The following is a 23,725-nucleotide window of genomic DNA, read 5'->3' on the forward strand; positions in this document are numbered from 1 at the left end:
CCCAGCCTCCATCCGCTGGCGATAAAACCGGACAACTCACGTGCTACCTAATCCGGACAACTCATGTGCTTACGACAAGCCCGATGCCGAGCCTTGGCTTTCCACGCTCTTGCCTCTATGTTTCGGTCGCAGATCGCGCAACTGGTTTTGAAATGCCTCCCGACATCCCAGCTAATGACTTGAATAAATAGGGAAACATCCGGCTGCGGCCAGATATGGATCCCGAAAACTCACAAGCCATTTTTACCAGGGACAGCGCGGCCGATCAGGGCTCGGGCACCTTCGAAACCAGAGGTTGGAAATTGGGCGATGCAATTGCGGACGTTCTGAGCTGGCTTGAGAGCCGAAACGACATCCAGAGCCTGAGGGCCGCGGTGTGCGACCTCAACGGCATCATGCGGGGAAAGCGCATCCCCGTCGAGCAGGCGCGCAAGGCACTGGAGGGCAAGCTGCGCATGCCCTATTCGCTGATCGGGCTGGACATCTGGGGCGAGGATATCGAAGGCAACGCGCTGGTGTTCTCGACCGGCGACGCAGACGGATTGTGCCAATGGACCGGCCGCGGCATCCTTCCGGTGAACTGGACGGCGCATCCGACCGCCCTCATCCCGCTCTGGCTCGCCGACGAAGGCGGCGCACCGTATCTCGGGGATCCCCGGCGGGCACTGGCCCGTATCCTCGACCGCTACAAGGCTTTGGGCCTGACGCCTGTGGCCGCCACCGAGCTCGAATTCTATCTTGTCGACCCGCAATCGCAGCGACCGGTCGGGCCTGTCTCGCCGGTCACCGGGCGGCGTCTGGATTCCGACGCGGCACTGTCAATCGACGAGATCGACGACTTCGAGGCCTTCATCCACGACATCTACGAAGCCTGCCGGGCACAAGGCATTCCCGTCGATACCGCCATTGCCGAGAACGGCGTCGGCCAGTTCGAGATCAATTTGAACCATGTCGCGGACGCGCTGCGGGCGGCCGACGACGCCGTCCTGTTCAAGCGCACGGTGAAGGGCATTGCCCGCAAGCACGGCTTTGCCGCCTGCTTCATGGCCAAGCCTTATGGCGACCGAGCCGGCAACGGCTTCCACGTCCATTTCAGCCTTGTCGACGCCAACGGGCGCAACGTCTTCGACGACGGCACCGACCAGGGCTCCGGCATTATGCGCCACGCTGTCGGCGGACTGCTGGCGGCGATGGCCGAGAGCACGCTGGTGTTCGCGCCGCATTTCAACTCCTACCGCAGGCTCCGGCCGAGATCCTACGCGCCGACCGCCGTCGCCTGGGGTTACGAGAACCGCATGGTCGCGATCCGCATTCCCGGCGGCCCGACCGGTGCGCGCCGGATCGAGCATCGCGTGTCGGGAGCGGACGCCAATCCCTATCTTGTGCTTGCCGCCATACTGGGCGCGGCACTGGTCGGCATCGAAAGGCAGATGTCACCGGGCGACCCAACCGGGAACGACGGGCAAGGCCTTGCCCCGGCCAAGTTGCCGCCGGACTGGGCATCCGCGATCGCGGTCTTTGAAAGCGGGACACATGTGGCGGAGATCTTCCCGGCGATCCTGCGCCACTCTTTCATCGCCTGCAAACGCCAGGAACTGAATACATTCGCGCTCAACGTCAGCGACTTCGAGATCGAGACCTATCTCGAAAGCGTCTGAGGCTGCGCTGACCGACAGCAGCGGCGTCGGTTCAGCACGACCTTCGAACGCAAGGGCTTGCGGTGCTGTCGCTGACCGGGCATAAACATGATCTTTTCTATCATGTTTATGCCCGGGATAAGCAGAATTGACCTTTGTCGCGCGCATGGAGAGCCGGATTCAGGGATTTGCCGCGATCGGCGAGCTGAAATGGCACGTCTGGGACGGCGTCGTCGCCGACCTCTGGGATGTCTCATGCGGTGACAATGCCGAGGGTTATTACGTCTCTCCCGACCCCCGGCTGTTCGTCGCTCTCGATATCGACGGCGACGGTGCCTTCGTCGTCGAAGGCGCCCAGGGCGAACCGCGCCGCCACAACCAGGCGTTTTCCATAGCCTATATACCGGCCGGGGTGCCGATCCGCGGCCGCGTCGAAGGACTCAAACGGATCAGGCATCTCGACCTTCATTTCGACGCGGCGACACTGACCCGCCGCTTCGGCCGCAGCCTCGATCGCGATGCCTTGCAGATATCGCGCCTCCAGTTTCGCGATGATCGGATCGCTACGCTTGCCGGGCTTATCGCCGCTGAATGCGGCAGCGAGTGGAACCTGCATGATCTTTATGGCGAAGGTCTGCTCAACGCCTTGTTCGCATGCCTTTTCCAGATAGACCGGCCAAGTGCCGCCAGGCGCCGGTCGCCCCTGCCCCGCCGCAAACTGCGCCTCGTCACGGATTACATCGACGCCCACTGCCTGGACAGGATCCGCCTTGCTGATCTTGCCGCGCTGACCGGCCTGTCCGAAACCGCGATGAGCCATGCCTTCAAGGCAGCAACGGGCGTGCCGCCGCATCGCTGGCAGATGCAGGCGCGGATCGACAGGGCAAAGGCGATGATGGCGCATGAGGCTGCCTCGCTTGGCGACATCGCCCAGGCCACCGGCTTCTTCGACCAGGCGCACCTTACCCGCGTGTTCAAGTCCGTGGTCGGATTGACCCCGGGTGCGTGGATGAAGAGCGCCGGCCGCCGGTGACATTTCCGCAACACGGCACCGTGATATCAGTGGTTTGGACAAGAATGGACAAGCCGCCCAAATCAGTCCAATGACCCGTTGATAAGTTGAGGTAAACCATCAAGTATCTCAACGACGACAGGCGGGGACTTTCCTGATGAGCAGAATTTACCGGATCAAGGCGCTTCTGGCGGCCGGCGTCGCCGCTGCCGCGATGATCCCGCCAGTGCCGGCGTTCGCGCAGACGGCGCAATCCAGCACCCAGCTTGAACCGGTCGTTGTCGAGGGCGAGGCCGGAGACAGCGCGACCGGGCCGGTCGACGGCGTCGTCGCCAAGACGACCAGAACCGGTTCCAAGACGGCGATCGACATCAAGGAGGTCCCGCAATCCGTCTCGGTGGTCGGACGGCAGGAGATCGACGATCAGGGTGCACAGAAAGCTGACGAGGCGCTGCGCTACACCGCCGGCGTCTTTGCCCAACCCTTCGGTCCCGACAGCGACACCAACTGGATGTACATTCGCGGCTTCGATGCAACGGCCACCGGCACCTACATGGATGGCCTCCAGCTGTTCAGTTATGGTTTCGGCGGTTTCTATGTCGACAGCTTCGGCCTTGAGCGCATCGAAGTGCTGAAGGGGCCGGCCTCGGTGCTTTATGGCGGCAGCAATCCGGGCGGCCTGGTCAACTATGTCAGCAAGCGCCCGGATTTCGAACGCACGCGCTATGTCGAAACCGGCATCAACGATGCCGGCAATGTCTATCTCGGCTTCGACATCGGCGATGTCGCCAGCAACGGCACGGTCAGCTACCGGATGACGGGCAAGGTCGCCGGCGGCGATACCTACAGCGACCTGCAGAACGGCTGGCGCGGCTTCATCTCGCCGAGCATTAGCTGGAAGCCAGACGAAGCGACCACGCTAACCATACTGGCCAATTACAGCCACATCGACGAGAACCATAATGGCGGCAGCTTCCTGCCCTACGATGGCACCGTGGTCGATCACATTGTCGGCGGCGTGAACTATGGCCGCATCGATCCCGATGCGAACTTCACGGAGCCGAGCATCGATCTCTACAAGCGCGAACAGGGCTCCCTCGGCTACGAGTTCGAGCACACGTTCGACAATGACTGGACCGTTCGCTCCAGCGCCCGTTTCACCGCCGCCGACATCAACGAGGTCAGCGTCTATCCGAACGGCTGGTCAACGATCGGAGGGCCGACCGAGCTGGCGCGGATCAATTTCGATCATGACACCACGGCCAAGACGTTCCTCGCCGACAACCAGATCGAAGGCAAGGTGGCGACCGGAGCGATCGAACATACGATCCTCGCTGGCGTCGATTTCAAATATTACAACATCGACCAGGTACAGTCGTCCGGCCTCTACGATCCCAATTATGACAATCCAATCGACGCTTTCGATCCGGTGTACGGTTCGCCGCTGACACCTCGCGTCAGCTATCTCAATCAGGACCTGACGCAGAAACAGCTTGGCTTCTATGCACAGGATCAAATGCGCTTCGGCGACGGCTGGCTGGTGACGCTGAACGGCCGCTACGACCGTGGCTGGCTCGAAGCCGACAACCGCCCGACCTATTACTCGGCGGGCTCCAGCACGCAGAGCAGCACGGTTGGCGATTTCTCCGGCCGCGCCGGCCTGGCCTATGAGTTTGCCAACGGCGTAACCCCCTATGCCAGCATCGCCACCTTCTTCAATCCGATCATCGGCACCGATGCGATGGGCAATCTGTTCAAGCCGGAAGAGGGCACGCAATACGAAGTCGGCGTGAAATACGTGCCGACTTTTATCGATGGCCTGTTCACCCTGTCGCTGTTCGACCTGACCCGCCAGAACGTGCCGTCGAATGTCACTCCCTTCACCCAGATGCAGACCGGCGAGGTGCGTTCACGCGGCGTCGAACTCGAAGGCAAGGTGAACGTGACGGAGGATTTCCGGGTTACCGGTGCATTCACAGCTTACGACATCGACATCACCAAGGACGCCAACCCGGCGCTCATCGGCAAGACGCCTTTCATCGTGCCGGAAGTGATGGCTTCCGCATCGGTCGATTACACCTTCCGTGGCGACTGGTATGACGGCATCTCGATTGGCGGCGGGTTGCGCTATATCGGCTCCTCATGGGCAGACAATGAGAATACGGCGAAGGTTCCGGCGGTGACGCTGGCCGACCTGAAGCTCGGCTACGAGAAGGAGAACTGGGGCGTCGACCTCAACATCACCAACCTTTTCGACAAGACCTATGTGTCGAGCTGTCAGACAACGCTCACCTGCTCCTACGGCGAAGGCCGCTCCTTCAAGCTGAAGGCGCACACGAGTTGGTAATCATGGACCGAACCCGCCGGCGATGATCCATCCGCCCAACAGACGGCAGGTGCTTGCGCTAACGGCCGCGGCCTTGCTGCCGCCGGTTGCCGGCAGGACTACGACGACAAATGTTGCCGCGATCGATTGGGGCATGCTGGAAACGCTTCTGGCGCTCGGCATCGAGCCGGCGGCGGCGGCCGAACTGATCCAGTTCCGCAGGATTGCGGTCGAGCCTGCAATTCCCCAATCCGTGACCGATCTCGGACTGCGCGGCACGCCCAACTACGAGCTGTTGCGCATCGTCGCGCCGGACCTGATCGTCATCTCCAATTTCTACGAGTACCAACGCCCGATTCTGGAACGCATCGCGCCGGTGTTCGCGCAAACCGTCTACGAGGCCGGAGTGCCGCCCTACGCACTCGCCGAGGCAGCGACGCTGGCCCTGGGCGAAAAGCTCGGACGACCGGCCGAAGCGAAGCGTTACGTCGACGAAACCGCCGACGACATAGCGCGGCGTCGCGCCGCCATGCCAACCAGGTCCGCACGGCCGGTCTTTGTCATTAGCCTCGGCGACTCCAGGCACTTCCGCGCCTTCGGCCGGGACTCCATGTTCGGTGACGTGCTCACGCGGCTCGGCCTGGTCAATGCCTGGTCCGACGAGACAAGTTACAGCGCGGCAGCACCCGTTGGCCTGGAGGCGCTGGCGCGGGTGCCCGAGGCCTCCATCCTGATCGTCTCGCCCTTGCCGGCGGATGTCGGGCGCTCGCTTCCCACCAATGCGTTGTGGAACGCGCTGCCGGCCGTGAGCAAAGGCCGCGTTGCGGTGCTCGAAGCGATCAACCATTTCGGCTGCCTGCCGTCGGCGCGCCGCTTCGCGCGGCTGGCGACGGCGGCGCTTGCGGGTCATGCTTCGTGACGGAGCGCGCTGTGGCCCGAAGCGAGATACCTCACCGCACCATCGGCGGCGCGCTGTCGCCCATAATCCTATGGGGCCTGCTCGCGGGGCTGGCCGCACTCTTGTTCGCATGGCGCGTCGGCATGCAGCAGCCGGCATCGGTGCCGGGCGATCTCCGCCATGTCATCCTGTTCTACAGCTCGCTGCCGCGCGCCGTCGTAGCGGTGCTGGCGGGCGCCGTGCTCGGCCTGTCCGGCCTGCTGTTGCAGCATGTGCTGCGCAATCCGCTGGCGGAACCATCGACGCTCGGCATTTCGGGCGGCGCGCAACTGGCGATGACGCTCGCCTCGCTTTACGCGCCGTTGCTGATGGAGCGATCGCAAGGGCTGGTGGCCTTTGCCGGCGGCACCGCCGCTGTGCTGCTGGTGCTGGCGTTGACCTGGCGGCGCGGGCTGGAGCCGGTGTCGGTCGTGCTCGCCGGAATGATGGTGGCGCTGACCGCGAGTTCCGTCAGCGCCGCGCTGATCCTCGCCAATGGCGACTACCTGTTCTCGCTGTTCATCTGGGGCGGCGGGTCGCTGGTGCAGCAGGATTGGCAACCGGCTATCGCCCTGACGATCAGGCTGGCGGCCGGCGCCGCCGCGGCGCTGATGCTGCTGCGGCCGCTGACCATCCTTGGCCTCGACGACGCCTCGGCGCGCGGCCTTGGCGTTGCCCGCCACACCAGCCGCTTTCTCATCATCGCGCTTGCGGTGTGGATGGCAACGACTGTCGCGGCGCAGATCGGCGTCATCGGTTTCGTCGGCCTTGCCGCGCCGGCGCTCGCCACGCTTTCGGGCGCGCGCACCCTGCGGCAGAAGCTGGTCGCCGCGCCGCTGATCGGCGCAGTACTGCTGTGGCTGACGGACGGGCTGGTCCAGCTCGCCGCCGGAGCCGGCGGCGAGCGCATTCCGACCGGCGCGGGAACCGCGCTTCTGGGCGGCCCACTGCTGCTGTGGCTGTTGCCGAGGCTGCGCATGTTCGAATGGCCGCATCTCGGTTCCAATGGCGCGGCACCGCGCAAGGCTCGCCGGCCATGGCTCATCATCTTCGTCCTGCTTGCGCTCACATTTGCCGCCGCCGCCTTGGCTCTCGTCGTCGGGCGTGGACCGGCAGGGTGGTCGATCGCCGGCTGCGACCTGCTGGCCGATCTCGTCTCCTGGCGCGCGCCGCGTGTCGGCGTGGCCGCGGCCGCCGGCGCGATGCTCGCGGCGGCGGGCGTGGTCATCCAGCGCGTTACCGGCAACCCTCTGGCGAGCCCCGAAGTGCTTGGCGTCGGCACCGGCGCGGGCGCCGGTCTGACCGCCGTGCTGACGGTCAGCGCAACGACCGGGCTCGGCTGGCAGCTCGCCGGCTCGGCCGCGGGCTCACTGGCGGCACTGGCCGCCATGCTGGCCATCGCCGCCAAGGCAAAGTTCGGCGCCGACCGATTGCTGCTTGCCGGCATTGCCATGAGCGCACTGTGCAGCGCGCTGATCACCGCGACGATCGCGATGGGCAATACACAGTCCTATGTGCTGTTGCGCTGGCTGAGCGGTTCGACCGGCCAGGCGACCGCCCTGGACGCAGCCGTTGCACTGGCCTGCCTGTTGCCACTGACGCTGCCGCTTTTTCTTGCCGCGCGCTGGCTGGACATCCTGCCGCTCGGGGCCGACAGCGCGCGCGGACTTGGCGTGCCCGTAGCCGGCGGGCGGCTGATGCTGGTCGTCGTCAGCGCGCTCCTGACCGCGCTGGCCGCTTTGATCGTCGGCCCGTTGAGCTTCGTCGGCCTGATCGCGCCACACCTTGCCCGGCTCCTCGGCTTTTGGCGCGCACGCATTCATCTTGCCGGGGCGATGCTTCTGGGCGCCTTGCTGATGACCATATCGGACTGGCTGTCGCGCATGGCGGCCTTCCCGTACGAACTGCCTGTCGGCCTGTTCGCCTCACTGCTCGGCGGGCCGTATCTCGTCTACCTGCTTGCCAAGGGCGTGCCTCGTCAGGGCTGACGCGGTCCGGGCATGTCAGGAAGACCATTCGGCCTTCAGCACCGAGACCGCCGCCTCGCTGTTGTGGACGTAGTCATTGGCGTCCGGCTGCTTCTGCACCAGGAGGATGAACAGAAGGTCGGTCAGAGTCAGCTGCGCATCGCGCGCGGTGATGGACGATGAGCGCGCACGCTCCTCGTCGGCGATGGTGTAGAGGCAGATATCGGCAACGCGGCTCAGCGGATTGTCGTGCAGGCCGGTGACCGCGATCACCATGGTGCCGCGCTTGCGGGCAAGCTCGGCGATGCGCAGAGTTTCGATGCTGGCGCCCGAATGGGAGAGCGCGAACAGCACATCGTCAGGCCCGAGCGTCGAGGCATTGGCCATCTGGATATGGCTGTCGCTGTCATGCAGCACATTGCGGCCAAGCTTCATCAGCTTGTAGGAGAAATCACGCGCCACCAGCGAGGAGGCGCCGACGCCGGCCAGATGTATGCGGCGCGCACCATCCAGCAATTCCAGCGCCCTGGAGATGATCCGCTCGCTGTTGGCGGCGACGGTCCGCTCCATCGACAGAAGCTTGCTGCCGATCAGCTTCTTCAAGATGACCTGATAGCCGTCGCCGACTTCGATCGAACCGTGGATCATACCGGCCGGCACCTGCCATTCCCGCGCCTTGGCTTCGCTGACGGCGAGCTTGAGCTCCTGGTAGCTGGCATAGCCGAGCTTCTGGCTGAATTTGACGACGCTCGACTGGCTGCGCCCGATCTCAGCCGCAAGAGCAGCCGTCGACAGCCGCAGCATCTCCTCGGGATTTTCGACGATGTACTGGCCGATCTCACGATCGCCGGGCGCCATGCCGTCGAGCTTGGCATTGATCCTGTTCAGAACGGACATGATCCCCCTTGCGCTTTGGCGTCCAGCCGCACGGCCAAGGAATAATTTATTCCAATTTCGATTGACAGCCAAGAACGCGGAATTAATTCTTAAGCGGGCCGGATTGAGCTCGGGAACAGCTTTCGAGAGCGCCGCGCCCGGACGCGGCCCGGCGCACAAGGTTTCAGCCATGGACAGACTGCGCATCGTCGGCGGGCAAAGACTGCAAGGCGCGGTCACCATATCGGGCGCCAAGAACGCCGCTCTGCCGCAGATCGCGGCGGCGCTGCTAAGCCCCTACCCGCTCGAACTGACCAACCTGCCCGATGTGACCGACGTCGAGAACATGCTCGGCGTGGTGCGGCTGCACGGCGCCGAGGTGACGCGATCGGCCCATGCCGCGACGATCGACACCCGTGCCGCCGTTTCCAGGGAGACGTCCTACGACACCGTCAGAAAGATGCGCGCGACGGTGCTGGTGCTGGCGCCGCTGCTCGCCCGTTTCGGCCATGCGCGGGTTTCGCTGCCTGGCGGCTGCGCTATCGGCGCGCGGCCGGTCGACATGCATGTCGCCGCACTCGCGGCGCTGGGCGCCCGCATCGCCATCGAGAACGGGCTGATCGTCGCCTCGGCGCCGAACGGGCTCACCGGCACGCGCATCGTCCTGAGCTCGCCGTCGGTCGGGGCGACGGAAACCGCCATGATGGCGGCGACCACGGCCAAGGGCGAAACCGAAATCCTCAACGCGGCGCGCGAGCCCGAAGTGGCCGACCTCGCGGCTTGCCTCAACGCGATGGGCGCGCGTGTCGAAGGTGCCGGCACACATCGCATCCTGATCGCCGGCGACACGGACTGGCGCGCGGCCAGGCACGACATCATTCCGGACCGGATAGAGGCCGGCACCTATGCCATCGCCGCGGCGATCACCGGCGGGCAACTGGAACTGACGCATGCCCGGCTCGAGCACATGGCCTCGGTGGTGCAACTGCTGGAGGCGACCGGCGTCGGCGTCTGGCCGGGCGACCGCGGGCTCATCGTGTCGCGCGAGCGGCCGCTCAAGGCCGCCGACGTCACGACGGAACCCTATCCGGGCTTTCCGACCGATCTCCAGGCGCAGTTCATGGCGCTGATGTGCTGCGCGCAGGGCGCGTCGCTGCTGCGCGAAACCATTTTCGAGAACCGCTTCATGCATGTTCCCGAACTGATGCGGCTCGGCGCCAACATCAAGCTGCAAGGCACCACCGCGCTGGTGCGCGGCGGCGAGAAACTGCATGGCGCGCAAGTCATGGCCACCGATTTGCGCGCCTCGGTGTCGCTGGTGCTGGCGGCCTTGGTCGCCGAGGGCGAGACGACCATCAACCGGGTCTATCATCTCGACCGTGGCTATGAGCAACTGGACCGCAAGCTGCGTCTGTGCGGCGCCGACATCGAGCGGCTGAGCGCATGAACAACGGCCGCCCCGATTATTTTCTCGGCGTCGACGGCGGCGGGACCGGCTGCCGCGCCCGTATCGAGGACGCCGAAGGGATCGTGCTGGGACAAGGCCTCTCGGGTCCGGCGTCGACGCGGCTCGGCATCGACGCGGCCTGGGCGTCGGTTGCCAAGGCCTTTGGCGCGGCGATCGAGGAGGCAGGGTTCGGCGCGGCCGAGACCACCCGGATCCACGCCGGCATCGGTCTTGCCGGGATCGGCCGCAAGGGCGCGCTGGAGGCGCTGCGGGCGATCGCGCATCCCTTTGCCAGCATCGATTTCGTCAGCGACGGCGTCGCCGCCTGCCTTGGCGCGCATTCGGGCCAGGACGGCGCCATCGTCATCGCCGGCACCGGTTCGATCGGGCTCGGCTTCGTCGAAGGGCGCGACCTGCGCGCCGGAGGCTATGGCTTTCCGATCTCCGACGAAGGCAGCGGCGCCGATTTCGGCTTGAAGGCCGTGCAGTTGGCGTTGCGCGCCCATGACGGCCGGCATGAGCGCACGGCACTGCTGGCGGAAGTCATGCAGCGTTTCGAGAACGACCCGATGCAAGCCGTGGCCTGGATGGACCGCGCCAGCGCCACCGACTATGCGGCCCTGGCGCCGATGGTGATGCGCCACGCCGACCAGGGCGATCCGGCAGGGCGGCGCATCGTGCAAAAGGCCGCCGAACAGATCGACACGCTGGTGCGGGTTCTGTTCGAAAAAGGCGCGCCGCGCGTGGCCCTGCTGGGCGGGCTCGCCAGTCCGCTCGAACCATGGCTCGCACCCGACGTTCGCCGGCGCCTGAAAGCCGCCGATGGCGACGCGGTTTCCGGGGCGATCATTCTTGCCCGCAGGTCACTCGGCAAGCATTAGCGCGGAAGGAATAATTTATTCCATCTTTCCGTTGACGGACCGAATATTGAATTCTAATACGTTAACGAAACGGGGTAGCATAACGAAATACGCGTGTGCCGGAGCCAAAGAGGAACCACTTCCGAACAGGCTGAGCGGCCTGATTTTTGAAAGCACTGATTTGAAAGCACTGGGATGAGCGAGCAAGGTTTGATGTCCGAGCTGGACCGGCTGGTTTCCGAAGGCCGGAATCCGCGGACCATGGACATCGACCTGCTGCCGACGATCGATGTGCTGCGCAAGATCAACGACGAGGACCGGGTGGTTCCGGCAGCGGTCGAAAAGGTGCTGCCGGACATCGCGGCCGCGGTCGACCGCATCGTCCTCGCCTTCCAGAAAGGCGCTCGGCTTATCTATATGGGCGCCGGCACCAGCGGCCGGCTGGGCGTGCTCGACGCCTCGGAATGTCCGCCCACTTTCGGCGTGCCGGAAGGCATGGTCGTTGGCCTGATCGCCGGCGGGCCCGACGCGCTGGTGCGCTCGACCGAAGGCGCCGAGGATGATCCCAAGATGGGCGCCAGGGCCTTGCAGGACATCAAGCTCACTCCGGACGACGTGGTGGTCGGCATCGCGGTCAGCGGGCGCACGCCCTATGTGATCGGCGGGTTGAATTATGCCAAGCAGGTGGGGGCAACGACGGTCGCCCTGTCCTGCAATCCGGCATCGACCATAGCAGGCATTGCCGACATCGCCATCTCGCCGGTCGTCGGTCCCGAGGTGCTGACCGGCTCGACGCGGCTGAAATCCGGAACGGCGCAGAAGCTGGTGCTCAACATGCTGAGCACGGCCTCGATGATCCGCATCGGCAAGAGCTACCAGAACCTGATGGTGGACCTTAATCCGTCCAACAGGAAACTGGTCGCCAGGGCAACCAGGATCGTGATGCAGACCACAGGCTGCACGGCGGCGCAGGCGCGCCAGGCGCTCGGCCGGACCGGCAACGACGTGAAGCTGGCGATCCTGCTGACCATCACCGGGCTTGAGGTCGAGGAGGCGCGCGCAGCCCTCGCCAAGGCAAGGGGTTTCCTGCGAAAGGCAATCAGCGACGAGACGCATGAAGGCGCTTGAAACCAGACGGCGTGAAGCTGCTTTACACAAGACGGCGCGAAGCCGCATAGACTGGGCCGATGCTCCAAAGCGCGTGTGTCTTGGAAGCGGTCCGCAGAAACTGCAAGGGCATCGGGTTCAAGCAAAGATGGGAGACGAGAATGGTTCACCTCACAAGAAAGCTGCTGTCGGGCGTCACGCTCGCAGCCATGCTCGGCATCGCCACGGTCTCGACGCAGGCGGCGACGCTGCACATGGCCTGGTCGCAGGACGCAACGGGACTTGATCCGCACAAGCAGACGGCCTTTTCCTCGCTGCGGCTCCTGGAGCTGATCTATGAGCCGCTGGTGCGGGTCGATGCCAGCCTGCAGATCATCCCGGCCATCGCCACGTCCTGGGAATTCTCCAAGGACGGCAAGGAGCTGACCTTCAAGCTCGATCCCAAGGCGAAATTCCAGGACGGCGCTGCCGTGACCTCGGCCGACGTCAAGGCGTCTTTCGAGCGCATCCTGGACGAGAAGACAGGCGCCGCCGCCCGCGCCAACTTCCTGTCGATCGCCAGCATCGACACGCCGGACGTTGGAACCGTCGTGTTCCATTTATCGCAGCCCGACGCGCCGATCCTGACGGCGATGAGCGACATCAACGCGGCCATCGTGCCGGCGGCCGAGATCAAGGCCGGCTCGATCGGCACCAAAACGGTCGGCTCCGGCCCGTTCAAGCTCGATAAATGGGACCCCAACGCCAAGGAAGTCTTGAGCGCCAACAAGGAATGGGCCGGCGGCGCGACCGGCGTCGACGGTATCGAAATCAGCGTGCTGCCCGATGAAGCGGCGATCCTCGCCGCCATGCGCACCAAGCAGGTCGATTTCGCGCTGCTCAACGATCCGCTCGTCGCCACGCTGGTGCCGAAGGAGGCTAGCCTGCAACTGAACCGCGCGCCGGTGCTGGCCTATAACGTGCTGCAGCTCAATCCGTCACGCAAGCCGATGACCGAACTCAAGGTGCGCCAGGCGATCTCCTGCGCCATCGACCGGCAGGAGGTTCTGGACACCGCCGCGCTCGGTGAAGGCAAGGTCACCGGACCGCTGACCATCCCAGCACTTGCGACCGATCCAAGCCAGCTCTTCTGCTACAAGCGTGATGTCGAGAAGGCCAAGAAGTTGATGGCGGAGGCAGGCTTTGCCGACGGCTTTTCGGCGACCGTGATCGGCGCCACCGGCGAGCCGCCGACGGCGGCGGCAGAAGCCCAGGTCATCCAATCGCAGCTCGCCGAGATCGGCGTCAAGCTCGACATCAAGATGATGGAGCTCAACGTCTATGTCGACGCCTGGCTGAAGGGCGATTTCGACATGGCGATCGCGCTCAATGGCGGCCGCGCCGACCCCTACACCATGTATAACCGCTACTGGACCAAATCAGGCAATCTGCAGAAGGTGGCCAACTACATCGACGATACGCTGGACAGCCTGATGCAGAAAGGCCGCGCCGAGACCGATCCGGCCAAGCGCAAGGCGATCTTCACCGAGTTCGAGAAGCACCTCGCCGAAGTCTCGCCCTGGATCTGGCTCTACACGTCCTACAGCTATACCGCCCAGCAGAAGAACGTCGCCGGGTTCGTGCCGACGCCGACGGGCACGCTGTTCAGCCTCAGCAAGGTTACCATCCAGCAGTAGCCGTGGGCGGCCCTGGAGACGGATGATTTCAGGTTGAATCGACCTGAAATTTGAATCCGCCTCCAGATCAAAGGGATAGAGCATGATGTCGTCCGAAAACCGTTTCACACTTTTCGGCATCATGCTCTAGACGAGAGGTCTTCTTCGCGTGAATTATCTGATGCGACGACTTGCGGCGTTTCCTCTCGTCCTGCTTGGCGTGTCGATCCTGGTCTTCGTGGCGATCCGGATGGTGCCGGGCGATTCGATCACCGCGATGCTGGGCACCGAAGCCGGCCTGCTGACGCCGGCACAGCGCGATGCGCTCGCCGCCTATTTCGGCATCGACCAGCCCTGGTTCGTCCAGTACTGGCGCTGGATCGGCGGCATCCTGCACGGCAATTTCGGCATCTCCGTCACCTATGGTAGGCCGGTATTGGACGTCATCCTCGAGCGCTTCCCGCTGACGCTGGAACTGGCCGTGCTGTCGATGATCATCGCACTCGCAGCCGGCATGCCGGCGGGCATCTACGCCGCCACGCATAGTGAGAAACTGTCCGACCTCGGTGTGCGCGTCGTCGCTATGATCGGCCAGTCGACGCCGAGCTTCGTGCTCGGCCTTTTGATCATCTACGCGCTGTCGGCCGGCTTCGGCGTGCTGCCGGCCATGGGCGAATTCACGCCGCTCTGGCAGGATCCCTTGCGTAATCTCAGCCAGCTGATCCTGCCTGCCATCACGCTCGGCTTCGCCTTCGCCGCCTCGGTCACCCGCATCTCGCGCTCGGCCATGCTCGACGTGTTGAGCGACGACTATGTGCGCACCGCCCGCAGCAAGGGCGCCTCGGCGCGCAGCGTCATCTGGCGACATGCGCTCCCCAACGCGCTGATCCCCGTGGTGACGCTGAGCGGCATCGAGTTCGGCTATCTCCTCGGCGGCGCGGTCATCGTCGAGCAGATCTATGCCCTGCCCGGCCTCGGCCGCATGGTGCTCGACGCCATCCTCCAGCGCGACTACGCGCTGGTGCAGGGCAGCGTGCTGTTCATCGCCTTCAACTTCATGATCGTCAATCTCCTGGTCGACCTCGCCTATGTCGCGCTCGATCCGCGCATCCGGCTGGGCGAGCAGTGATGCGCATGCTGCGCGCCATCTTCAGGCACAGCAGCGGCCGTATCGGCGGCGTGATCGTCGGCGTCTATCTCCTGGTCGCCATCCTCGGCCTGTTGGGACTGACCCCGCACAATCCGATCACGCAATACCGGGTCGACCGGCTGCATGCGCCCAGTGCCGCCTACTCGATGGGCACCGACCTGTTCGGCCGCGACGTGGCGAGCCGGCTGATGGCGGGCGTCGGCCAGTCCTTCACAGTGGCCTTCTTTTCGGTCGCCTTCGCCGCGCTTGCCGGCACCGTGCTTGGGCTCGCCGCCGCTTGGCTCGGGCGTCGCTGGGACGGCGTGCTGATGCGGATCATGGATGTGCTGCTGGCTTTTCCTGCCATTCTTCTGGCGCTGCTGATCGTCACCGTTGCCGGACCGGGCACATGGACCAGCGTGGTCGCCATCGGCGTCGTCTATATGCCGATTTTCACACGCGTGGTGCGCGGCCCTGCTTTGTCGCTCAAGGCGCGCGAATTCGTCGACGCCGCGCGCACCTTCGGCAGCAGCTCCAGCTACATCGTCACGCGGCACCTGCTGCTCAATCTGATCGCGCCCTTAACCGTCCAGGTGACGCTGGCGCTCGCCTGGGCATTGCTGACCGAGGCCGGCCTGAGCTTCCTCGGTCTCGGCACGCAGCCGCCGGCCGCCTCGCTCGGCCTGATGCTGAGCGACAGCCGCAATCTGATGGAAACCGCCCCATGGCTGATGATCTTCCCCGGGCTGGCGATCATGATCAGCATTCTGGGCTTCAACCTCCTGGGCGACGCCTTGCGCGACATCCTCGATCCGAGGATGCGGAGAGCGCTCGCATGATCCCGCTTCTGTCGGTCCGCGACCTGAACGTCGGCTTCGGCCGCGACCCGAAAGCCAATGAGGTGGTGCGCGGCGTCAGCTTCGACCTCGCGGACGGCGAAACGCTGGCCATTGTCGGCGAAAGCGGCTCGGGCAAGTCGGTCACCGCGCTGTCGATCAACCGTCTCATCGATTTCGGCGGCGGCCGCATCACCGGCGGCGCCATGACGCTGAAACGGGCCGACGGCAGTCTCTTCGACCTGACGACCGCGACCGAGAGGCAACTGACCGGGATTCGCGGCGCAGAGATCGGCATGATCTTCCAGGAGCCGATGACCTCGCTCAATCCTGTGCTGACGATCGGCACGCAGATCGAGGAATCGTTCCGGCTGCATCGCGGCCTGACCGGCCGGCAGGCCACGGCGGCGGCCAAGGACGCGCTCGACCGGGTGCGCATCCCCGATGCGGCAAGGCGGCTGAAATACACGCCCAACCAGCTGTCGGGCGGCATGCTGCAAAGGGTGATGATCGCCATTGCGCTCGCCTGCAATCCGCGCCTGCTGATCGCCGACGAACCGACCACGGCGCTCGATGTGACGATACAGGCGCAGATCATGGCGCTGCTTGCGGAGCTCAAGCAGGAAAGCGGCATGTCGATGATCTTCATCACCCACGACATCGGCCTTGTCGCCGGGATCGCCGACACGGTGATGGTGATGCAGAACGGGCAGGCCGTGGAACAGGGCGAACTGAACCAGGTCCTCGACAGGCCGCAGGACGCCTACACGCAGCATCTGTTGCAGGATGTGCCGCATTTCGCCCACGGCCGCGCGACACGCGCGGACGGACAGCGCGGCAAGAATACAAGGACCGACCCGGCCCTTGAGGTCAACGGCCTGGTGGTGCGGTTTCCGCTCAGGAGCAGTTTCTTCAGCCATGCCAGCAGCGCGGTGCACGCCGTCGACGGTGTCGACTTCGACCTGATGCCGGGAGAGACATTGGCCATTGTCGGCGAGAGCGGTTCGGGCAAATCGACCACCGCGAAAGCAGTCCTTGGGCTGGTGCGCTCGACGCGCGGCAGCTTCTCGGTCGGCGCCCGAACGGCCTCGGCAAAGCACAGCGCCAAGCCCGTGCAGATGGTTTTCCAGAATCCCTACGCTTCGCTCAACCCGCGGCTGAGCATCGAGAGCATCCTGGCGGAGCCGGTGATCGCCAATGGCGGCCGGGCGGATGCCGAAACGCGAGCCAGGATGGCGAGCCTGCTGGAGCGCGTCGGCCTGCCGCAGAACAGTTTGCAGCGCTATCCGCACGAATTCTCCGGAGGCCAGCGGCAAAGGCTGTGCATTGCCCGCGCGCTGATGCTCAACCCGTCGGTCGTCGTTCTGGATGAAGCGGTTTCCGCCCTCGATGTTTCGGTCCAGGCCAAGGTGCTGGAGCTGCTGGTCGACCTGCAGCGCGAGTTCGGGCTGGCCTATCTGTTCATCTCGCACGATATGGCTGTCGTCGAGCGGATCGCTCATCGCATCGCCGTCATCTATGCCGGCCAGATCGTCGAGATCGGAGACGCGGCCTCGGTGCTGTCGGCGCCGAAACATTCCTACACGAAGAAGCTCATATCAGCGGTTCCGGCCATCGACCGGCGGCATGAGCGTTTCGAGGTCGACACACGCCAGGTGCCTTCCCTGGTGCGCCCGCAAGGGTTTGAGCCGGCGCCGGCGAGATGGGAGGAATTTGGGGTAGATCATATGGCGAGGGTGGAAGGGTGATGCATGGTGCCCTGGGCTCGGTTAGGTCGGCGGGACAGCACCCCCCTCTGTCCTGCCGGGCATCTCCCCCGCAAGGGGGGAGATCGGATGTCGCCTCGGCTTTCGCCAATCTCCGATGTTGGAAGGCTGGCGGGACATCAACTCTGCCAATCTCCCCCCTTGCGGGGGAGATGCCCGGCAGGGCAGAGGGGGGTGTGACGGAACTCGGCCTTTCAGGAGGCCCGCATTGACCAACCTCGCCCAGATCTTCGACCGCGCGTTCCAACCACTCGCAGCGGCAGTTGCCGCCAAGCGCATCCCCGGTGGCGTGCTCGGCATCGTTGACAGGAATGGCGACCGCATCACCAGGGCGATCGGCTCAGCCCAACTCGTGCCTAAGCAGCGACCGATGCGTGAGGAGACCTGGTTCGACCTGGCATCCCTGACCAAGGTGATCTTCACCATGCCGCGCATTCTGGCGCTGGCTCAGGACGGTGCCATCGATCTCGACGCACCACTCGTCTCGGTGCTGCCGGACCTTCGCCAATATGACGCGAGTGCCTGGGAGCGGAAGGTGACGTTTCGCCAGTGCCTCGGGCACCAGACGCCCTTCCCGGCCGTCGAACCGATCTACACTTACGGGCGCGACCCCGACTTGCTGCGCGCCTTCATCCTGCAACGGGAATGGCGGGCCCGCGATCCGGTCTATTCCGACATCAATTTCATCCTGCTCGGTTTTGCGCTCGAGCGGCTGTCGGGCAAAACCATCCGCGACATGGAGCCCGGTCCGGGCTTTGCTTGGTCCGCCGAGCCAGATCTCGCCGCTGCAACAGAAGACTGCACCTGGCGCCATCGGGTTCTGTCCGGCGAGGTTCACGACGACAATTGCGCGGCGCTGCAAGGCGCCGGCCATGCCGGCCTGTTCGGCACGGCGGCCTCGGTGCTCAATTTCGCCCAAGGGCTGCTGACCGGCGCATCCGAACGGTCGATCGCGCCGATGCGCACGCCCTTGTCCGCCACCCGCACCCATGGTTGGGAGCGTCCTTATGACGGCTGGTCCGGCGGCGCCTTGTGCAGCCCGCAAACGATAGGCCACACCGGCTTTACCGGTACGGGGCTATGGATCGACTTCGACAAGGGAAAGGCCTGGACCTTGCTTACCAACCGGATCCATCCGACACGTCACTTCGACAGCGGAATCGTCGCGCTTCGCCAAGCGGTCGGCGATCTCATCAATGGAGTTCGATAATGGAATCCATCTGGGCCGTCGGCCTGATGACCGGCACCGTGCTGGACGGCAACATCGATGTCGCCCTGATCAAGACAGATGGCGAGCGCATCGACGATTTCGGCACCTACCGGCTGATGCCCTACCCCCCGTCGATCCGCTCGCTGCTGGAAGAGACGCTTAAGCAGGCGCGGGGCTGGAATTTTGCCGGACCGGAGCCGGCGATCTTCCGCGAGGCCGAGGAGGCGCTGACGCGCGCGCAATCGGCGGCGGTCAAGGAGCTCGTAGAAGGTTATGGGATGACGATGACGGATATCGGCGTCGTCGGCTTCCACGGCCAGACCGTACTGCATCGCGCGCCGCAAATCGGCCGGCTCGGCCAGACCCGGCAGCTCGGCGACGGCGAATTGATGCATGCGATCCTCGGCACCAAGGTTGCCTACGATTTCCGCTCTGCCGACATGCGCGCCGGAGGACAGGGCGCGCCGTTGGCGGCCGCCTATCACACCGCGCTGATGCGCAGCGCCGGCGCCAGCGGCGAGGTGGCCGTGCTGAACCTCGGCGGCGTCGCCAACATCACCTGGTGGGACGGCGGCGACAATGTCGTTGCCTTCGACACCGGCCCCGCCAACGCGCCGCTCAACGATTTCATCAGGTCGAAGGGGCTCGGCGAAATGGACCGCGACGGCGCGCTTGGCCGGGCGGGAACGGTCGACGAAGCCCGGCTCGCCAAGCTGCTGCAACACCCCTATTTGACCAAACCCTATCCGAAATCGCTGGACCGTTTCGACTTCGGCGCCACCATGGCGGATGGCCTGAGCGCCGAGGACGGCGCCGCGCTTTTGACCGCCTTCACCGCCGCCGCGGTCGGCAAGGCACTCGATCTTCTGCCGAGCCGCCCGAAAAGACTGGTGGTCAGCGGCGGCGGCCGCCACAACCCGACGATGATGGCAATGATCGCCAGCCGCGCCGGTGTCGAGGTGGTGCAAGCCGAAAGCCTCGGCTGGAGCGGCGACGCGGTGGAGGCGGAGTGTTTTGCCTTTTTGGCGGTGCGCGTGCTGCGCGGCCTGCCGATCAGTTTCCCCAGCACGACGGGCGCGCCGCAGCCGATGCGCGGCGGACGGCTGGCCGGTTGATCAGCCCGCCGACAGTTTTTTCTGCAGGAAGACGCGGCTGCGGCCGACGGGGAAATCGGCGAGTGTTCCGAAGGGCTGATAGCCCTGGCGCCGATAGACCCTGGCGGCGTTGGGGTTGAAGGTGTCGATCCAGGCGTTCTGGCAGCCGCGCGCCATCGCCTCCTTCTCAGCCGCGTCCAGCATCGTGCCGGCCATGTGCCGGCCGCGCAGCCTTTCGTCGACCCACAGCCATTGCACGTAGAGCCAGCCCCAGGCGGTGTAGCCCGAAATGCCCGCGACAATCGCGCCGGCTTCATCACGCACGAATACCGCAAGGGCCTTCCTTTCGGAAGCGGCGACATCGCCGTCGTTGAACGCCATCAACCGCTCGCCGAGAAAGGCGAGCTCCTCGGGCAAGGGGGTTGCCGTCGTTTCAAGTGTCGTGATCATGGCTCATCCGAAATGCGCAACGGGAGACGAACAGAGTTACGAAGGCCGGAGCGCCTGCGCAACGCCTATGTCCGTCCCCGAACAGGGTGCCGGTCCGGGTCGCCACCATTGCGGAATTCGGAGGCGGAAATGCCGTAGCGCTTGAGCTTGTCGTAGAAAGTCTTGCGCGGCACGCCGAGTGCGTCGATGGCCCCGCGCACGTCGCCGGCATGATCGCGCAAAGCCTCGCGGATGAGTTGCGCCTCGTAGCGGCCGACCCGTTCGGGCAGCGCCGCCGAGGGCTCCGGCAAGCGCGCGGACGTTGCCCTGGCCTCCTCGTCGGGCCCGAGGCCAAGCGCGACCCGGTCGGCAAAATGCGCGAGCTCGCGCACATTGCCGGGCCAGTCATGCGACTGGAGATGGTCGCTCACCGCGGCATTCACGGCCGCGACAGGACGGCCGAAACGCTGCGAGGCGTTACCCAGGAAATGCCCGAACAGCAGCGGGATGTCGCCGCGCCGCTCGCGCAGCGGCGGGATGCGCAGCGTCACGACGTTGAGGCGGAAATAGAGATCCTCGCGAAAATCGCCGCGCTGGTCCGGCCGGCCTAGATCGACCTTCGTTGCCGCGACGACCCGCAGATCGAGGCGGCGCGTTTCGTTGGAGCCGAGCGGGGTGAGGCTGCGCGTTTCCAGCACCCGCAGCAGCTTGACCTGTAGCGGCGGCGGCATGGATTCGATTTCGTCGAGGAACAGCGTGCCGCCGCTCGAATGCTCGATGCGACCGATCCGCCGCCGCTGCGCCCCGGTGAACGCACCCGGCTCGTGGCCGAACAGCTCGCTCTCGATGACGGTCTCCGGCAGGGCACCGCAATTCAGCGCCACGAAAGGCTTGGCGCGGCGCCGGCTCCATCGGTGCAGGAGATCCGCCACCACCTCCTTGCCGGTGCCGGTCTCCCCTTCCACCAGCACGTCGACATCCATGTCGGCGATCTGGCGCAAGGTCTCGCGAAGGCGGCGGATGGCGGGCGCCTCGCCGATCAGCGGCAGGCCGTCGGCGGCCTGCGCGGCGGCCTCGTGCAGCCGCCGGTTCTCCATCACCAGCCGCCGCTTTTCGCTTGCCCGCTTCAGCGCTTCGACAAGGCGCTCGCCGGCATAGGGTTTCGGGATGAAATCGTAGACGCCATCCTTGAGCGCGGCCACCGCGAGATCAATATCGCCATGTCCGGTGACCAGGATCACCGGTATGTCGATGTCGATCGCCCTGATCCGATCGAACAGCTGCAAACCGTTCATGCCGGGCATGCGGATGTCGCTGACCACCACGCCCTGAAAATCCCGGTCGACGGCGGCAAGCGCTGCCTCCGCGGCCTTGAACGCGATCACGCCGAAGCCGGCAAGCTCGAGCAATTGCGTGGTGGCGTGAAGCAGATCCGCGTCGTCTTCGACGAGCGCGACCAGCCCTGATCCCTCAGTCATTCAATTCGCCTCAGATCTATGGTGAAGGATGCGCCTTTCGTGCTGCCCGGATCGAGGCGCAGCGTGCCGCCCAGTTCCTGGGCGATCTCCTGCGAGATCACCAGACCGAGGCCAAGCCCCTTTTCCTTTGTGGTCTGGAACGGCATGAACAGATTGCCGGCCGCTTCCGGCCCGAGGCCAGGTCCATTGTCGCGCACCGAAACCAGCACCCTGTCGTCGCGCTCGGCAAGCTCGATCTCGATGCGCGGATCGGGCCGGTCCTTCAGGGCATCCAGCGCATTCTGCAAGAGATTGACCAGGATCTGCTCCAGCCGGATTCGGCTGGCCATGACCGTCGGCGAGGCGGTGCCGCGCGGCTTGACGACGGTCACGCCGGAATCGCGGATGCGGCCGGACAGGAGCGACAGCGCGCCGTCGATCGCTTCGCGCACGGGCAATGGCGAGGCGGCGACGCCTGGTCGCCGCGCGAAGGTGCGCAGCGTGCTGGTGATGGCGCCGATGCGCTCGGTCATCGACACGATCGATGTCAGGTTGCCCGAGACGGATTCGACCTTGCCGCCATGCAGGAAGCGGCCGGCATTCTCGGCGTAGGTGCGTATCGCCGCCACCGGCTGGTTGATCTCATGCGCGACGCCGGCGGCGATCTGGCCGAGGATGGAAAGCCGGTTGGCCTGGGCGAGGTCGTCGCGCAGCCGGCGAACCTTGGCCTCGGCGTTTTCGCGCTCGGCGATCTCGCCGGCAAGGGCCGTGTTGGAGCGGGTCAGTTCCGCCGTTCGTGTGCTTACCCTGCTCTCCAGCTCGGCATTCATGCGCGCCAGCGCTTCCTGCCTCAGGCGGCGCGCACGGCGGCGCCTGAGAAGCACGTAGGCAAGCAAACCCGTTAACAGCAACGCCAGCAGCGTGGTCAGGCGCGCCGTGTTGACGGCCGACGTCAAGGCGGCATCGGCAGGTGTGAGCAGCCACAGACGCCAGCCGGGAACGGCGCCGGGCAGGTCCTGCACCACTTCGACGAACTGGCGCGATTTTCCGGCATTGTCGATTGTCGCCAGGCCGTCACCGGCACCGCGTCGTATCGGCAGCGGTTCGAAGCCGGTTTCGGCGAGTTGAAGCTGCGCGTGGGCTGTCGCGGCATCCGCGGCCGAGAGCGGCGCAAGCGCGTGGAACCGCCACTCGGGCCGGCTGGTCGCCAGCACGACACCGCGCTCGTCGGTGACGAAGACGACAAAGCCGCTGGAGCGCCAATTGGCTTCGACGCCGTCGAGTTCGACCTTCAGTACGGCGACGCCGAGCGGCGTCTTGCCGTCATCGACGCGGCTGGCGAGATAAAGTCCCGGCCTGCCGCTGATCGTGCCGAGGCCATACTGGCTGGCGGCGCCCTTGGTCATGGCGTCGGTGAAATAGTGGCGGAAATTGTAGTCGATGCCGACGAAGCTGCCCGGCTCGCCGGCGTTGCTGGCCGATATCGCGATGCCTGCCGTGTCGATGACATAGATGGCGGATGCCGAGGCGTCGGCGGCAATGGCGCGGAGCTTGTCGTCGAGCGCTGTCTCTTGCGTTTTGCCGGCCCGGCGCAACGCGTCGCGCACCGCATCGTCGCGTGCCAGCACCAAGGGAACGAGACGCTGCTTTTCGATTTCGCCGGTCAAGGTGCCCGCCGCCAGCGGCAAGGCTGCCAGTGCTCCGTCGCGGAGATCGCCGGCAGCCTGGTTGGCGGCAAGGCGCCCGGCAATCGCGACCGCCCCCGCCAGCATTGCCAGGGCGACCAGGAGAATGAGCCAGCGGCCGTCACGCAGCCTGGCCATCGCTTCGCGCAGCAGGTCGCGGCCGGCGAATTCCGGGGATGCGCTATCGATGTCTGCCTGCGGCGTCTGCCCTCTCCACCGTTCGCTGTTCAGCAGCCACTGTAATGCGAAACTCCGCCCAGGCAAACAAGGGTGAGTGCGGAAATCCGCACAGGCC

Annotated in this window: 18 protein-coding genes; 14 read left to right on the forward strand and 4 right to left on the reverse strand. The window is 65.2% G+C overall.

The window, feature by feature from the left end; genetic code table 11:
* Positions 1-302 precede the first annotated feature (302 nt).
* The 5 genes from FJ979_RS22735 to fhuB all read left to right on the forward strand — a co-directional run bounded on the left by FJ979_RS22735 (position 303) and on the right by fhuB (position 7,900).
* A complete protein-coding gene (locus tag FJ979_RS22735) occupies positions 303-1,658 on the forward strand; it encodes a glutamine synthetase family protein (RefSeq protein WP_140583835.1) in 1,356 nt (451 codons plus the stop codon).
* Positions 1,659-1,785: 127 nt separating this feature from the next.
* The gene (locus FJ979_RS22740; RefSeq protein WP_181181813.1) at positions 1,786-2,670 is read left to right on the forward strand and encodes an AraC family transcriptional regulator; all 885 of its coding nucleotides are present in this window, start codon (positions 1,786-1,788) and stop codon (positions 2,668-2,670) included.
* 136 nt (positions 2,671-2,806) lie between these two features.
* Positions 2,807-4,996 carry a TonB-dependent siderophore receptor gene (locus FJ979_RS22745; RefSeq protein ID WP_140583837.1) on the forward strand — a complete coding sequence of 730 codons (2,190 nt, stop codon included), beginning with the start codon at positions 2,807-2,809 and terminating at the stop codon, positions 4,994-4,996.
* A gap of 49 nt (positions 4,997-5,045) precedes the next feature.
* Positions 5,046-5,894 (forward strand): ABC transporter substrate-binding protein, encoded by an 849-nt coding sequence (locus tag FJ979_RS22750; protein ID WP_246673048.1) that lies wholly within the window; start codon positions 5,046-5,048, stop codon positions 5,892-5,894.
* An 11-nt stretch (positions 5,895-5,905) separates the two neighbouring features.
* Positions 5,906-7,900: a Fe(3+)-hydroxamate ABC transporter permease FhuB gene (fhuB, locus tag FJ979_RS22755; RefSeq protein ID WP_210241480.1), complete on the forward strand. Its 1,995-nt coding sequence runs from the start codon at positions 5,906-5,908 to the stop codon at positions 7,898-7,900.
* 15 nt (positions 7,901-7,915) lie between these two features.
* On the opposite strand, the gene FJ979_RS22760 is transcribed toward fhuB, so the two are convergent.
* On the reverse strand, positions 7,916-8,776 hold the full coding sequence (locus FJ979_RS22760; protein ID WP_140497745.1) for a MurR/RpiR family transcriptional regulator: 861 nt from the start codon (positions 8,774-8,776) through the stop codon (positions 7,916-7,918).
* 169 nt (positions 8,777-8,945) lie between these two features.
* Between FJ979_RS22760 and murA the strand changes: the two genes are divergently transcribed.
* The 9 genes from murA to FJ979_RS22810 all read left to right on the forward strand — a co-directional run bounded on the left by murA (position 8,946) and on the right by FJ979_RS22810 (position 19,880).
* On the forward strand, positions 8,946-10,202 hold the full coding sequence (gene murA, locus FJ979_RS22765) for a UDP-N-acetylglucosamine 1-carboxyvinyltransferase (RefSeq protein WP_140497743.1): 1,257 nt from the start codon (positions 8,946-8,948) through the stop codon (positions 10,200-10,202).
* Positions 10,199-11,083, forward strand: a complete 885-nt coding sequence (locus FJ979_RS22770) for an N-acetylglucosamine kinase (RefSeq protein WP_140583838.1) — start codon at positions 10,199-10,201, stop codon at positions 11,081-11,083. Before murA ends, FJ979_RS22770 begins: the two co-directional genes overlap by 4 nt.
* A 174-nt stretch (positions 11,084-11,257) precedes the next feature.
* Positions 11,258-12,190, forward strand: a complete 933-nt coding sequence (murQ, locus tag FJ979_RS22775; RefSeq protein ID WP_140583840.1) for an N-acetylmuramic acid 6-phosphate etherase — start codon at positions 11,258-11,260, stop codon at positions 12,188-12,190.
* 140 nt (positions 12,191-12,330) lie between these two features.
* Entirely contained in the window at positions 12,331-13,845 is a 1,515-nt protein-coding gene (locus FJ979_RS22780; protein WP_140514610.1) for an ABC transporter substrate-binding protein, read from the forward strand.
* A gap of 148 nt (positions 13,846-13,993) precedes the next feature.
* Positions 13,994-14,953 carry an ABC transporter permease gene (locus FJ979_RS22785; protein WP_140497735.1) on the forward strand — a complete coding sequence of 320 codons (960 nt, stop codon included), beginning with the start codon at positions 13,994-13,996 and terminating at the stop codon, positions 14,951-14,953.
* Positions 14,953-15,792, forward strand: coding sequence for an ABC transporter permease (locus FJ979_RS22790; protein ID WP_140583842.1), 840 nt, complete (start codon positions 14,953-14,955; stop codon positions 15,790-15,792). Before FJ979_RS22785 ends, FJ979_RS22790 begins: the two co-directional genes overlap by 1 nt.
* The gene (locus FJ979_RS22795; protein WP_140583844.1) at positions 15,789-17,537 is read left to right on the forward strand and encodes an ABC transporter ATP-binding protein; all 1,749 of its coding nucleotides are present in this window, start codon (positions 15,789-15,791) and stop codon (positions 17,535-17,537) included. The genes FJ979_RS22790 and FJ979_RS22795 overlap by 4 nt, the downstream gene beginning before the upstream one ends.
* Positions 17,538-17,763: 226 nt before the next feature.
* Entirely contained in the window at positions 17,764-18,765 is a 1,002-nt protein-coding gene (locus tag FJ979_RS22805; RefSeq protein ID WP_140562063.1) for a serine hydrolase, read from the forward strand.
* Complete coding sequence (locus FJ979_RS22810; protein WP_140562061.1) at positions 18,765-19,880, forward strand: anhydro-N-acetylmuramic acid kinase; 1,116 nt, start codon at positions 18,765-18,767, stop codon at positions 19,878-19,880. The genes FJ979_RS22805 and FJ979_RS22810 overlap by 1 nt, the downstream gene beginning before the upstream one ends.
* Here the strand turns inward: FJ979_RS22810 and FJ979_RS22815 are convergent, their stop codons facing one another.
* From FJ979_RS22815 to FJ979_RS22825, 3 genes are all read right to left on the reverse strand, one after another.
* Positions 19,881-20,309, reverse strand: coding sequence for a GNAT family N-acetyltransferase (locus FJ979_RS22815; protein ID WP_140562060.1), 429 nt, complete (start codon positions 20,307-20,309; stop codon positions 19,881-19,883). It lies immediately after the preceding gene.
* Between the two features lie 65 nt (positions 20,310-20,374).
* Positions 20,375-21,766, reverse strand: a complete 1,392-nt coding sequence (locus FJ979_RS22820) for a sigma-54 dependent transcriptional regulator (protein ID WP_140583846.1) — start codon at positions 21,764-21,766, stop codon at positions 20,375-20,377.
* Complete coding sequence (locus FJ979_RS22825; RefSeq protein ID WP_140583847.1) at positions 21,763-23,568, reverse strand: sensor histidine kinase; 1,806 nt, start codon at positions 23,566-23,568, stop codon at positions 21,763-21,765. Before FJ979_RS22825 ends, FJ979_RS22820 begins: the two co-directional genes overlap by 4 nt.
* Positions 23,569-23,725: the final 157 nt, after the last annotated feature.

Origin of the sequence: Mesorhizobium sp. B1-1-6, from assembly GCF_006443035.1 — a bacterium.
GTDB lineage: Bacteria > Pseudomonadota > Alphaproteobacteria > Rhizobiales > Rhizobiaceae > Mesorhizobium.